Genomic DNA, 12,570 nt, shown 5'->3' on the forward strand with positions numbered 1-12,570 from the left:
CGGGAGGGAAAAATCATCCGCAAGGTGGCCGAAGATCAATTGCTACCGGCCTTCCTGGAAGAAATAGAACGGTTCCTTCGGGAAAGGAACCAGGCTCAGCGCCGCGAATGAGGCCGTTTCTTCCCGCGGGGAGCAGCACGCCGAGGACGCCCTTTGCTTCCGCCTCCCCCCAATTCGGAACGCACCTCCGCCGGAGAAACAAACCATTCCTCCTCCGGCTCCGGATAAAGTACCGGGATCTTGCGTCCCAGAAGTTCCTCTATTCCCTCCAGAAAGAAGGCCCCGGTTTCGTCACACAGGGAGATTATGGTCCCGGTAGCCCCTTTGATCTTGCCCGCCCGTTGCAGAAAATCGCTGGGCACTTCCGGAAGATCGTAGTTTATGATCAGGTCCAGATCCGGGTCCTGAATGAAGCGACAGCCGGCATCCGTAGCCACCATCACCCGGGCCTCTCCCCGGGCAAAGAGGCGGAGAAAATTAAGCCGAAGGGGTAAGGGCAGCTCCGGTTTCAGGAATACCGCCTTAAGTCCCAGGGCTTTCAAATCCTCGGTGAGTTTCTGGGCCTCCAGTTTCTCGTTTACAAAGATGAGAACCCGGGGCCAGCCCCTCTTTCGCAGGAGCCCGAGAAGCAGAGAAAGTTTCTCCTCCCGGGAAAGATGGATTACCCAGAGCTCCAGATTCTCAAAATCCCTTCTCCCCTCCTCGATATAGATCTCTTCCGGATCCCGGGTAACCTCCGCAGCCACCTCCAGAGCCGGATAGGAAGGCTCCTCCAGAAGAATCAGGGTCTGGTGACGGTCCGGGGGCGGAAGTTTCTGAAGGAGCTGGCGCATAAAGGTCTGGCTGCGGGCCACCATTCGATCCAGCTCATCCACGATGAGGAGTCTCAGGCCCTGAGGCTTGAGAAGGTTCCACTTGAGGGCCCGATGGAGACCGTCCGGGGTAATGATGAGAAGATCCCCTACTCCCTCCAGCGCCCGCAACTCTTCTTCGGTGAGACGATCCTCCGAGGCACAAAGGGTTATCCTCGTCTCCAGGCCCTGAGCCAGGCGCTCCCCCCAGGTGGCCAGGGTTCGGGCTCGGGCTTCCCCGGAGGTAAGGATAAGGACCCGGGGACGTATCTCCCCCTCTCCATCGGTGCGAAGCAGCCGATCCAGGGCAGCAATAAGCAGAAAGATCCCTTTTCCGCTTCCGCGAGGAGCCCGCAGGATCACGTCCCGGCCCCGCAACACCTCACTCAGGGCCAGATCCTGAAGGGTGGTGGTACGCTGAAACCCCTGTTTCTCCAGGTTCTCTTTCAAACGGGAAGGAAGAGGAAAATGAGCCCACGGTCGCCCGTGTAAGGGCACACGCAGTCTTACCGCTGCCTCTGCCCCGCCTTCCATGCCCCGAACTCTGGCCGCAAACTCGAATCCTTCGCAGGGAAGAAAGTAAGAAGACTTAAAATCTTTGTCAACCTTCTCCAGGGAATCCAATTTACGGTTTGACTAGGTCCCCCCTTTCGGGCTATCCTTGAGAAGGAAAATTCGGGAAAGGGGGTGTTGTAGTGTCCGAAGATCTCAAAAAGATGTATCGCACGGTTAAGGGCGATCATTTCCCTCCGGAAATACGCATAACCTTCGGGGATCAGACCCTGGTTTACCGTAAACGCACCTGGAAAATCGAGGTCGAACCCGGAGTGATTGAAGAAAGAGGGCTGCGCTACGGAGAAAATCCGGATCAGGAGGCCGCCCTTTACGAACTGGTAAACGGTAACCTGATCCTGGGGGAATGCGAGTTTATTCGTCCGGGGTGGGGGTTGGTCTCCAGCCTCCGTGAGGAGGACATGCTTCAGTTCGGCAAACACCCCAGTAAGACCAATCTTACGGATGTGGACAATTCCCTGAACATCCTGCGCTATCTATCCAAAAAACCCTGCTGTGTAATCGTGAAGCACAATAATCCCTGCGGGGTAGCCTACGGGGAAACCATATCCGAGGCTTTTATAAGGGCCTTCCGGGCCGACCGCATTGCCGCCTTCGGAGGGGCCATCGCCCTGAACCGTCCGGTGGACAAGGCCTGCGCCGAGGCCATCAGCGAACAGTATTTCGAGGTGGTAGCGGCCCCGGAATACGAAGAGGGAGCGGTGGAAATTCTCAAGAAACGGCCCAATTTGCGCATAATTCGTATCCGGCGCATGGATCGACTGGAGGAATACTGGGGGCAGCGCGTGGTGGAATTCAAGAGTCTCATGGATGGTGGCCTCATCGTCCAGCAGTCCCAGGTCAATAAGGTCCGCGGCCCCGAGGACCTACAGCCCGCCGTGGCCCGCAAGCCGGATGGCACCGAAGTCCGATGCCGGCGAGAACCGAGCCCCCGGGAAATCGAAGACATGCTCTTCGGCTGGGCCGTGGAACTGGGAGTAACCTCCAACTCGGTACTCTTCGTGAAGGATCAGTGCACCGTAGCCATCGGTACCGGCGAACAGGACCGGGTGGGAGTAACCGAGATCGCCATCTTCAAGGCTTACACCAAGTATGCCGACCTCCTGTGTTACGATCGCTATGGAATTCCCTATAAGCAGCTGGAACTGGAGATCCGCAAAGGGGAGCGTCCGGAGTCCCAGAAGATCGAAATAGACGAGGAAACCCGGGCGGCCCGGGCCGGGCTGCCAGGCTCGGTAATGGTTTCCGACGCCTTCTTCCCCTTCCGGGACGCGGTGGATGTGGCCATTCGCGAGGGCATTACCGCCATCATTCAGCCCGGAGGCTCGGTGCGGGACTGGGAATCCATCGAGGCCTGCAATGAAGCCGATCCTCCGGTGGCCATGGTCTTTACCGGGCAGAGGGTCTTTAAACATTAGTCATGGCTTATCAATGGCTTCCCCCCAGTAAGGATCACCGCCCCCTCTGGCCGGGACGGCTGGAGGAGGTGATAGATCTGCCCAACGGGCTTCGCCTGGAGATCTGGGATTATTCCCGCCGCCTGGCCGGGGACCGGTGGCTGGTGGGAATGCTGGTCCAGATCCCTATTGAAGCCGGCCCTGAACATTTCTCTTCCCCGGAAATTTACGAACGTTTCCGCCGGGAAACTGGAGGGGTCCTCTACTATCGATATCGCAAGGAACGCAATTTCATAGATGAACGGGAAAGGAAACGCATCTTCCGCAGTCTCAAGGAAAATTTCCTGCGAGCGGCCCTGGATTATCTTTCCCATCCGGAGTTCAGAGAGAGGTTCCTGCGCACCGAAGTCCCCCTCTACGAACGCCGGGTGCGCTGGGAAGAGGAGGTAAAACGCAAGGATGAGGAGGCCGAAGAACTGGAGGAAATATGGAAGGATCGTCCCATCTGAGGACCCTTACCCTGGAGAACCTCGTTCTGCACCTCCTCAGCCCTCGCACCCCCTCCCCGCTGCTTTTCCTTTTGCCCGAAGAACCTCAACCCCTCCACCGGGAGCTCTCCCAGAAGTTTCTGCTGGAGGGCTTTGCCACCCTCCTCCCGGAAACCTTCGATCCCGAGACCCTGCGTTCCCTTTTTAGCTCCATTCTGGAACTCCTGAAAAGAGAGAAGGTCTTCTATTCCTCTTTATGGTTATGGGGAGAAGGAGAGGGGGCCCTCCTGGCCCTTCGCCTGGCGCTGGAGTATCCCTCGGAGGTAACCGGCCTGGTCCTGGATAGTTTCCATGCTCAGGCCCGGGAAGCCCTTAAGGAACTCTTCCCCTCGCTCCGCAAACCCTACCTTCTCTTTCACCCCCAGCTGGCCGAGGATTTCCCCTTCACACAGATGGAAAGGATGTTTACCTTATCGCCAGGGCAGGCCAAAAAACTTTTGCTCGTCCCGGGCATGCGGCGGGGCGAGGTATTACATAAAAGTATGGATCTTTATGTTCAGACCGTAACCGAATTCATCAATCCCCGGGCGGGACGCTTCTTCCGGAAGAGCAAGATCTCTCATTAGGAGGTGATATATGGCCCGAAAGGGAGAACGCTGGCTCCGTGAACGTCACGAATTCGAAACCAACGAGGATCCTTATCTCACCGATGCGGCCCCGGCCGGAGAAGCCCTATGTCCGCGTTGTCATGCCGTATTTCGTGATAAGCGCTGGATCATCGATGAGGAATTTTACGAGGAATACAAAGACACCGATTTCGTTCCCAAAATCCTGTGCCCCGGGTGCCGGAAAGCCGTGGATCGATACGCCATGGGCTATGTATATCTGTCCGGCCCCTTTTACGAAAAGCATCGGGAAGAAATCATGCGTATCATCCATAATGAGGTAGAACGGGCCAGGGGAAACAATCCTCTCCATCAGATCATCACCATGTACGAGGAGGATGGACGAACGGTCATAGAAACCACCACCGATCATTTGGCCCAGCGTCTGGGCCGGGCCATTTACCGGGCCTACAAAGGTAACCTTACCTTCCGCTGGTCGGAAGGAGATAAACTGGTTCGAATATACTGGGAGAGATAATTGCATGGAGGCGGAACGACGCCCCCTAAGACCGGAAGAACTCGAACGTTTAAAGGAATTGCTCCTTTTCAGGAAACAGGAAGTAGCCCGGGAAGATCCGCAATCACCCTTGCTGAGGGAAATTGAACAGGCGCTGCTCAAACTGGCCCGGGGAGAGTATGGACGCTGCGTGGACTGTGGAAAATGGATCCGCATTCAGCGGCTGGAAACCATCCCCTGGGCCCGCCGGTGTCGCACCTGTCAGGAACGCTGGGAAATGCTCCAAGCGGTCGAATAGATGGTCAAACTCACTCCCAATCGCCTGACCCTCCTGCGGATCTTCCTTCTTCCCCTTCCCTGTGTATTGCTTTTCGGAGGGCCGGAGGCCAAACTTACCGCCGTAGGGATCGGATCCCTGCTGGGACTTACGGATTACCTGGATGGCCGGCTGGCCCGCCGGGAAGGTCCTTCCAGACTGGGCAGGCTTCTTGATCCCGTAGCGGACAAGATCTTCGTCAGCGTGATCTATCTTCTTCTCTACCACCTGACCTACCTTCCCTATCTTCCGGTGTTCCTCCTTCTGTTGCGGGAAATCCTCATTGCCGGCTTACGCAATCTCTATCCCGAGGGTATGCGCGTATGGACCCTGGCCCGGATTAAGACCGCCCTGCAGATGCTCGGGGCCGGAGGCATTGTCCTGGCCGGAAGCTTCCTTCCCCATCCCTGGTCCTCACTGCTCACCCAGATAATTGTCTGGTCGGTATTGATCCTTACCTGGCTTAGCGCCTGGCCCTACCTGCGGGAGGGATTTCCGGCCTTAAGCAGGACCCCTCGCCGAAGCCTTAGTCTAGTCTTCTATCTCCTTCCTCCTCTGGTCCTTCTCCTGGCCTTTCCCTATGCCGGCCGATTCTGGCTGGTAATCCTTCTGGCCCTGCCCCTGCTCTTTCTCGCGGATCTAGGGCTTAGCTTTTGCAGCCGCCCGGCGAAGGGCCTCCACAGCTGAAGGGTAATCTTCCTTCCCGAAGACCGCCGATCCGGCCACCAGGATCGAAGCCCCCGCAGCCACCACCTCCGCCGCGGTGTCCGGGGCAATGCCTCCATCCACTTCGATAGGTATCGCATATCCCCTTTCGGCCAGCAGGGCGGAAAGTCGGCGAATCTTTTCCGTGGATTGCGGTAGGTATTTCTGCCCTCCGAAACCCGGATTCACACTCATGATCAGGATATAGTCCAGATCCGGCAGCACCCATTCCACCATGGAAAGCGGAGTAGCCGGGTTCAGGGCCACCCCGGCCTTGCAACCCAGGTCCCGGATGCGGGAGAGGGTGCGCTGGAGATGGGGACAGGCCTCCGCATGCACCGAGATCCAGTCCGCTCCGGCCCGGGCAAAATCCTCCAGATATCGATCCGGGGCCTCGATCATAAGATGGACATCAAAGGTCAATCGGGTGTATTTCCTGAGGGAAGCAATTACCGGAGGCCCGAAGGTAAGATTGGGAACAAAGTGCCCATCCATCACATCCAGGTGGAGGAGATCCGCCCCGGCGGCTTCCACCGCCCGAACCTCCTCGGCCAAACGGCCGAAATCCGCGGAAAGGAGAGAGGGGGCAATGCGAACTCCGGTCTTATTCATGATTCTTGAGCCCCGGGAAAACCACTACCTTCTCAGGTCGGTCCTTTCTTTCGCGGGGGGGCCTGGAGGGAGGAGGCCCCTCCGGCGGCTTCTGAGGAGGACGGGGCAGACGCAAGCGATAGGCCTCCAGCAAGGATTCGGGAATGGAGGTGGAATACCAGATCACATTCTGGCGTTGAACTACGATATGTTCCAGCCCCAGCAGAATGGGCTTCAACCCCCCGGCATCCACGGTTACCAGGGCCGGCCATTCAAAATCGAAAAATTCCCTCTTTTCCAGCACGAAATTGAGGCTCTCGAAACCATGATGGAAACACACCAGCCCCAGGAAGAGACCTGCTGTGGTCTGAAGGAGCACCGGTTCCTTGCGCGTGGCTTTCTCCAGCATGTTAAACTTATAAAAGGAAAATGCGGGCTTGTAAATCGTCCCTTTTAAGAATCCTCGTTCTGGTCCTGCTTCTGCTCCTGGGAGCCGCAGGGGCGAAAGCCCTGCGGGTAAAAGTGGTGCGGGTGATCGACGGCGACACCGTGGTCCTGGCGGACGGAAGGCATCTGCGTTACGCGGGCATCAATGCTCCGGAACTCCATTCGCCCGAAGGGCCTCCCGAGCCTTTTGCCCGGGAGGCTTACCTGCGTAACCGTGAGCTGGTGGAGGGACGAACGCTGCGTTTCGAACCCGCTTTCCGCCGGAAGGACCGCCATGGACGGCTCCTGGGATATCTTCTTCTCCCGGATGGTCGCCTGGTTTCCGAGATCCTGGTCTCCGAGGGCCTGGCCATGGCCTGCTACTATCCTGGAGCTTCCCGTTACCGGAAAAGGCTCCTCCGGGCCCAGCTCCAGGCCCTGAGACAGGGCCGGGGAATCTTCGGTTTCCTTCGCGACACCGAACCCTACTATATCGGAAACGTTCGCTCCCGACGCTTTCATCGCCCCGGGTGTCCCCGGGCCCAAAAGATTCGAAAAAAGCGCATCTTCCCTTCCCTCCGCCAGGCCTTTGAGGCCGGATATTGTCCCGCCCGGGGTTGCCGTCCCTGGCCTCCCTGAATAAATTATGGGAACCATGGAAGAACTCCAAAGACTCCGGGCCGAGATAGACCAGATAGACGAAAATCTCCTCCTTCTCCTTCAGAAACGTTTTCGTCTGGCCAAACAGATAGGGGAGGTCAAACGCAAAGAAGGGCGGAGCAGCCTGGACCTGACCCGGGAACGGGAGGTCCTCCGGCGGCTCCTGGAGAAGAATCGGGGCCAATTTCCCGAGGACTCCCTGCGAGCCATCTTCCTGGAGATCATCAATACCTGCCGTCAGGCCCAGGAGCCCCTCCGGGTGGCTTACCTGGGCCCGGAGGCCACCTTCAGTCACATGGCGGCTATAGAATTCTTCGGGCAGAGCACTGAATTCCTGCCGGTGGAATCCGTACTGGATGTATTCGAGGAGGTGGAAAGCGATCGGGTGAGATTCGGGGTGGTACCGGTGGAGAATTCCATCGAGGGCACGGTCTCCACCACCCTGGACGCCTTCTCGCAGTACCGGGTCAAGGTCTGCGGGGAGGTGTATATCCCCATCACTCACCACCTTCTCAATCAAACCGGCCAAAAGGAAGACATCAAGAAGGTCCTCTCCCATCCCCATGCCCTGGCCCAGTGCCGGCGATGGCTACGCAAACATCTCCCCTCGGTAACCGTGGAAGAGGTAGCCTCTACGGCCCTGGCGGCCCGCTGGGCAGCGGTGGATCCCTCGGTGGCGGCGATAGCCAGTCCGCTGGCGGCCCGCACCTATCACCTTCAGGTGGTGGCCAAACACATCGAGGACTACAAGGGTAACGTAACCCGCTTCTGGATCATCGGGCGACAGCCTCCTGCCCCCACCGGTCAGGACAAAACCTCCCTATTTTTCAGTGTTTCCGACCGCCCCGGTGCTCTCTACGAGGTCCTGCGGGCCTTCGCCAACCGGGGTATCAATCTCACCAAGATCGAAAGCCGCCCGGCTAAAAGCGAACCCTGGCGTTATCTCTTCTTTCTGGACTGCGAGGGACACGTGGAAGACCCCCTGCTCAGGGAATGCCTCGACGAGGTCCGGAAACACTGTTTGCATCTGGAATGGCTGGGCTCCTACCCTCGAGGCTGAGCCTCTGAACCCACCTTTCTTTCCGCAACTCTTGTTTTATATTTTTACTCGCACGCAGGCAAGCCAGAGCGGGTTACCGCACGAACCTAGAACTTCGCAGAGAGGAGGTGCCTTATGCCCATCTACGAATATGAGTGCGAGGGTTGCGGGAGGCATCTGGAGGTGTGGCAGAAAATCACCGATGAGCCCCTTACCACCTGTGAGGTATGCGGGGGAAAACTTCATAAACTCATAAGTCAAAGCTCCTTCATCCTCAAGGGCTCGGGATGGTACGTCACGGATTACGTCCGCAAGGGCCAGAATAATCAAAAGGACGGGAAAAAGGCCGAGAACCGGTCCTCCGAAAACAAGGACAAGAAATAGTGTTCTATGACGAAATCATCTATCTCTTTCTGGCCCTGATTCTATGGGAAGGATGGCCCAAAGCCCCGGTCCTTCCCCTGGGCCTCCTCGGCTTTCTTTTTCTGGCTAAGGACCTTCTATGGCTCCTTTTTCTTCATCGGTATCTCTCCGGAGCCCGCGATTCCCTAAGTTTTACCCTCCGGCAGCAGAAACTTCCGCGGCTGGCCCTGATCTTTTTTTTCCTGGATATAGCTCTCCTGGGGCTTCCGCAGAGGCTTCCCGGGGATCTCTGGGCCCTGCTCTTTTATCTGCACTATCTCCTTCCGGCCTGGTATCTGGTGGGCCGATACGAAAAAAGGGCCTATCTGGAGGGGCTCCCCCCGGGGAAATATCTTCTTTCCCAGGTACGTCTTTTTCTACCGGCACTTTTGCCCTGGTTTCTGGCCTTGGCGGGTTTCGAGGTCCTGGAAGCCCTCTGGCCGGGCCTGCCGGATTATGTGCTGTGGCCGGCCATTCTCGGACTGCTGGTCCTCCTTTTCCCCTATCTGGCGGTACGCATCTGGCCCACCCGGCCCTTTCCGGCTTCCCATCTACGCCATCGCATCGAGGACTATCTTCGAACCCAGGGCATCAGGGTGGGGGAAATCTTCCTCTGGTTGCCTTTCGGAGGCCGGGTACTCACCGCCGGGATCCTGGGGGCCTTTCCCCCTTTTCGTTATCTCCTGATCTCCCCGGCCCTCCTGGCTGCCCTGGAGGAAGACGAGGTCCTTTCGGTGGTGGCCCACGAGGCCGGACACGTAAAAAGACACCACCTCCTGTGGCTATTTCTCTTTCTGGCCGTCTTCGTGGTCCTGATCTACGGAATGCTGGAGCCGTTCTGGTTCCTGTTCCTGGCCCTTTTTCCCCGACCGGAATGGCTTCTCAACCAGGAGTTTCGTCCGCAACTATGGCCGGAGATCCTGCTGGCCCTTTCCCTGGCGGCTGCGGTCATCCTCTATTTCCGTTATTTTGTGGGATATTTCCTGCGTAATTTTGAACGCCAGGCCGATCTCTATGCCCTGGAATCCCTGGGTTCGGCCCGGGGCATAATCTCTTCCCTGGAAAAGATCGCGGCCCTTTCCGGTCTCCGTCAGGCCCCGAGCTGGCATCACTACAGTCTGGCCGAGCGTATCGCCTTCCTTTATGAGGCCTCCCGGCACCCGGAACTGATCCGCCGACATCATCAAAACCTGAGACGTCTCAAATTTCTCTTCCTGGCCACCGCTATCTTTCTCTTTTCCGGCACCTTTCTCCTTAACCGGGGGAGTCTGCAAAAGAAGGCCCTGGCCAATCTGGTGCGCGGGGTGGAGACCCGGGCCGAAAATAATCCCGCGCTCCTGAGGGCCCTGGGAGATTATCTGCTCTCCCATCATCAGGAAAAACTGGCCATAGAGGTTTATAGCAGAGCCCTGCGTAAGGCCCCTGAGGATCCCTGGCTTTTGAACAATCTGGCCTGGGTGCTGTTGACCGCCCGGGACCCGGAGGTGCGCAACCCTGTGCTGGCCCTGAAACTGGCCCGGAGAGCCGCCCGGCATCTGGGCGCTCCGGAAATTCTGGACACCCTGGCTGAAGCCTATTTCCGGAATCGAAAGCCCGAGGAAGCCTGCTTCTGGGCCTCCGAAGCCCTGGAAAGAGCCCGAAGCCGGGCCAAGAAAAACTTATCCTATTATCAAAAACGCCGGCGCAAATTCTGTAGTCATGCTTCGTCCTCCCCATAAACGTTATCATCATCTCTATCTCTACGCTTTTTCCGGGACCCATCCCGCCCTGCGGGACCTCCCGGATCCCGATTTTATCGGGTGCTGGGAGGAAGAGGACCTCACCGTGCTCTTTTTTCACCGGGAAAAGCCCCAACTCCCCTCCTGGGTGGAAAAGAACTTCGGGTTGTCCTTTGAGCTCTCGGCCCGGGTCCCTTTTGAGGAATGGGGAGAGGGGCGTCAGGACCTGAAACCCTTTCGCGTGGGCTCCCTCACCTTCACCCCGGTATGGGACCCTCAACCCGGGGCCCTTCTCTATGATCCAGGGGTGGTCTTCGGAAGCGGACGTCATCCCACCACCCGCCTGATGCTTCAGGCCTTCTGGGAACTGTGGAACAGCGAGGGTCCCTTCCATGAGGTGTGGGATCTGGGGTGCGGAAGCGGTCTTCTCACCCTGGCTGCGGCCAAACTCGGGGCCCGGGTCCGGGCCGTGGATCGCAATCCTCTGTGTGTCCGCCTTACCCGCCACAACCTCTCCCTCAACCATCTCCATGCCGAGGTAAACGAGGGCGATATCCGGGAGTTTCTCCCCCTGGAGGCCGACCTGGTCCTGGCCAATCTTTACAAGGGGTTACTGCTGGATCTCCTGGGATTGCCCTCCTTCCAGCGGGCACGGTATTATCTCCTTTCCGGATTCAACCCCACCATGGAGAAGGAGATACGGAGGGCCCTGGAAGCCGGGCCCTTTAAGATCCTAAAACGTTACCAGAAGGAGGGCTGGGTGTGTCTGGCTATCCGGAAGATCTGATCCTTTGCGTGGATGTAGGGAATACCACCACCGCCTGCGGGCTCTTTCAGCGCGACGGTCTTCTGATCCGGACCTTTCGCTTTCGCACCCGTGCGGACCTCACTCCCGAGGAACTCCTCCTCCTTTTGCGGGGCTTCCTGGATCTTTTCGAGATCTCTCCCCGCAGGGTGAAAGGGGTTGCTTTTGCCTCGGTGGTGCCCCCGGTGAACAAGACCTGGGAGTGCGTGGTCAAACGCTGGCTGGTCAAGGAATGGCTGGTGGTGTCCGCGGAGACCATCCCTATCCCGGTCTGTCTCAAGTATCCCTGGGAAGCCGGGGCGGATCGGCTGGTCAATGCCTATGCCGCCTGGAATCGCTGGAAACGTTCGGCTATTGTGGTGGACTTCGGCACCGCCACTACCTTTGATTGCGTCTCCTCCCGGGGGGAATACCTGGGAGGGGCCATAGCCCCGGGGCTGGAGTGTTCCGCGGAATTACTCTTCCGGCGCACCGCCAAACTGCCGGCGGTAGAGCTTACCCCTCCTCCGGAACAGGCCCTGGGAAAGGACACCATCTCGGCCATGAAAAGCGGCCTCATTCTGGGGTTCGTAGGGCTTACCGAGTATCTGATTCAGCGCCTGCGCCAGGAAATGGAAGGGGATCCCCTGGTGGTGGCCACCGGGGGTCTGGCCCGCTGCGTGGCCCCTCTCTGTCCTTCCATCCGGGAATTGGTCCCGGATCTCACCCTGGAAGGCCTTTTCAGACTCTACCGGGAAAGGACCGGAGCATGAACCTGAGACCAGGCGCCACGGTGGCCCTCTTTGCCCCGGCAGGAGCGGTAAACCCCGAGGATCTAAAAAAAGGCCTCGAGATCCTGGAGAGCTGGGGCCTCCGGGTCTCGGTCCCGGAAAGGGTCTTTTCCCGACACCGGTACCTGGCCGGAAGGGATGAGGACCGCCTGGAGGAACTGAAATCCCTTCTGAATAAAGGCTTCGACGCCCTCTGGGCCGCCCGAGGAGGCTACGGCTGTATTCGCCTCCTTCCGGCTCTGAGTCAGCTCCCTCTTCCCCCAAACCCCCCTTTAATTCTGGGGTTTAGCGATCTCACCGCTCTCCTTAACCCCCTGGTCCTTAAGGGCCTCCCGGTCTGGCACGCCCCCACGGTAAACTTTCTTCCCCGCCTTACTCCGCAGGCCCTGGAAACCCTGAGAAGTCTTCTTTTCGGGGAAAGCCCGGTAATCCTGCGGGGGAGGACCCTTCAGCCGGGCGAGGCCTGCGGCCCGCTTCTGGGAGGGAACCTGGCCACCCTGGTCTCCCTGATGGGAACCCCCTATTTCCCGGCCCTGAAAGGCGCCCTTCTCTTCCTGGAGGAAACCGGGGAGGCCCTTTACCGGCTGGACCGTTATCTCACGCAACTGGCCCTGGCCGGGGTCTTCGAACACCTCTCCGGTCTGATCCTGGGTTATATGGGTATCCCCACCTCCGAAATACTCCCCCTCCTCGAAGAACTCCTTCCC

At 58.4% G+C, this 12,570-nt stretch carries 16 protein-coding genes; 13 read left to right on the forward strand and 3 right to left on the reverse strand.

Annotated features, from left to right (window positions below; all coding sequences use genetic code 11):
* Positions 1–95: 95 nt before the first annotated feature.
* On the reverse strand, positions 96–1,385 hold the full coding sequence (locus F8J34_RS03090; protein ID WP_297056422.1) for a DEAD/DEAH box helicase: 1,290 nt from the start codon (positions 1,383–1,385) through the stop codon (positions 96–98).
* 161 nt (positions 1,386–1,546) lie between these two features.
* Between F8J34_RS03090 and F8J34_RS03095 the strand changes: the two genes are divergently transcribed.
* From F8J34_RS03095 to F8J34_RS03120, 6 genes are read left to right on the forward strand one after another with little or no spacing between them, the layout of a single operon-like run.
* Positions 1,547–2,842 carry an IMP cyclohydrolase gene (locus F8J34_RS03095; RefSeq protein WP_297056424.1) on the forward strand — a complete coding sequence of 432 codons (1,296 nt, stop codon included), beginning with the start codon at positions 1,547–1,549 and terminating at the stop codon, positions 2,840–2,842.
* A gap of 2 nt (positions 2,843–2,844) precedes the next feature.
* Entirely contained in the window at positions 2,845–3,330 is a 486-nt protein-coding gene (locus F8J34_RS03100; protein WP_297056426.1) for a hypothetical protein, read from the forward strand.
* Complete coding sequence (locus F8J34_RS03105; RefSeq protein WP_297056428.1) at positions 3,309–3,935, forward strand: hypothetical protein; 627 nt, start codon at positions 3,309–3,311, stop codon at positions 3,933–3,935. The genes F8J34_RS03100 and F8J34_RS03105 overlap by 22 nt, the downstream gene beginning before the upstream one ends.
* 10 nt (positions 3,936–3,945) lie before the next feature.
* Complete coding sequence (locus F8J34_RS03110) at positions 3,946–4,452, forward strand: BCAM0308 family protein (RefSeq protein WP_297056430.1); 507 nt, start codon at positions 3,946–3,948, stop codon at positions 4,450–4,452.
* A 4-nt stretch (positions 4,453–4,456) separates the two neighbouring features.
* The gene (locus tag F8J34_RS03115; RefSeq protein WP_297056432.1) at positions 4,457–4,729 is read left to right on the forward strand and encodes a TraR/DksA C4-type zinc finger protein; all 273 of its coding nucleotides are present in this window, start codon (positions 4,457–4,459) and stop codon (positions 4,727–4,729) included.
* Positions 4,730–5,434, forward strand: a complete 705-nt coding sequence (locus tag F8J34_RS03120; protein WP_297056434.1) for a CDP-alcohol phosphatidyltransferase family protein — start codon at positions 4,730–4,732, stop codon at positions 5,432–5,434.
* On the opposite strand, the gene rpe is transcribed toward F8J34_RS03120, so the two are convergent.
* On the reverse strand, positions 5,387–6,064 hold the full coding sequence (gene rpe / locus F8J34_RS03125; RefSeq protein WP_297056435.1) for a ribulose-phosphate 3-epimerase: 678 nt from the start codon (positions 6,062–6,064) through the stop codon (positions 5,387–5,389). The genes F8J34_RS03120 and rpe overlap by 48 nt on opposite strands.
* Positions 6,057–6,452, reverse strand: coding sequence for a hypothetical protein (locus F8J34_RS03130; protein WP_297056437.1), 396 nt, complete (start codon positions 6,450–6,452; stop codon positions 6,057–6,059). Before F8J34_RS03130 ends, rpe begins: the two co-directional genes overlap by 8 nt.
* Before the next feature lie 20 nt (positions 6,453–6,472).
* Between F8J34_RS03130 and F8J34_RS03135 the strand changes: the two genes are divergently transcribed.
* From F8J34_RS03135 to F8J34_RS03165, 7 genes are all read left to right on the forward strand, one after another.
* On the forward strand, positions 6,473–7,108 hold the full coding sequence (locus F8J34_RS03135; protein ID WP_297056439.1) for a thermonuclease family protein: 636 nt from the start codon (positions 6,473–6,475) through the stop codon (positions 7,106–7,108).
* A 16-nt stretch (positions 7,109–7,124) separates the two neighbouring features.
* A complete protein-coding gene (gene pheA, locus F8J34_RS03140; protein WP_297056441.1) occupies positions 7,125–8,189 on the forward strand; it encodes a prephenate dehydratase in 1,065 nt (354 codons plus the stop codon).
* 114 nt (positions 8,190–8,303) lie between these two features.
* Positions 8,304–8,552, forward strand: a complete 249-nt coding sequence (locus F8J34_RS03145; RefSeq protein WP_297056443.1) for an FmdB family zinc ribbon protein — start codon at positions 8,304–8,306, stop codon at positions 8,550–8,552.
* Positions 8,552–10,288: a M48 family metallopeptidase gene (locus tag F8J34_RS03150; protein ID WP_297056445.1), complete on the forward strand. Its 1,737-nt coding sequence runs from the start codon at positions 8,552–8,554 to the stop codon at positions 10,286–10,288. The genes F8J34_RS03145 and F8J34_RS03150 overlap by 1 nt, the downstream gene beginning before the upstream one ends.
* Complete coding sequence (locus F8J34_RS03155; RefSeq protein ID WP_297056447.1) at positions 10,269–11,075, forward strand: 50S ribosomal protein L11 methyltransferase; 807 nt, start codon at positions 10,269–10,271, stop codon at positions 11,073–11,075. Before F8J34_RS03150 ends, F8J34_RS03155 begins: the two co-directional genes overlap by 20 nt.
* The gene (locus tag F8J34_RS03160) at positions 11,051–11,845 is read left to right on the forward strand and encodes a type III pantothenate kinase (RefSeq protein WP_297056448.1); all 795 of its coding nucleotides are present in this window, start codon (positions 11,051–11,053) and stop codon (positions 11,843–11,845) included. The genes F8J34_RS03155 and F8J34_RS03160 overlap by 25 nt, the downstream gene beginning before the upstream one ends.
* Positions 11,842–12,570: LD-carboxypeptidase (locus tag F8J34_RS03165; RefSeq protein ID WP_297056450.1), on the forward strand; the 729-nt coding region annotated here is incomplete at its 3' end. The genes F8J34_RS03160 and F8J34_RS03165, both read left to right, overlap by 4 nt.

The organism is Thermosulfurimonas sp. (assembly GCF_015491435.1).
Lineage (GTDB): Bacteria > Desulfobacterota > Thermodesulfobacteria > Thermodesulfobacteriales > Thermodesulfobacteriaceae > Thermosulfurimonas_A.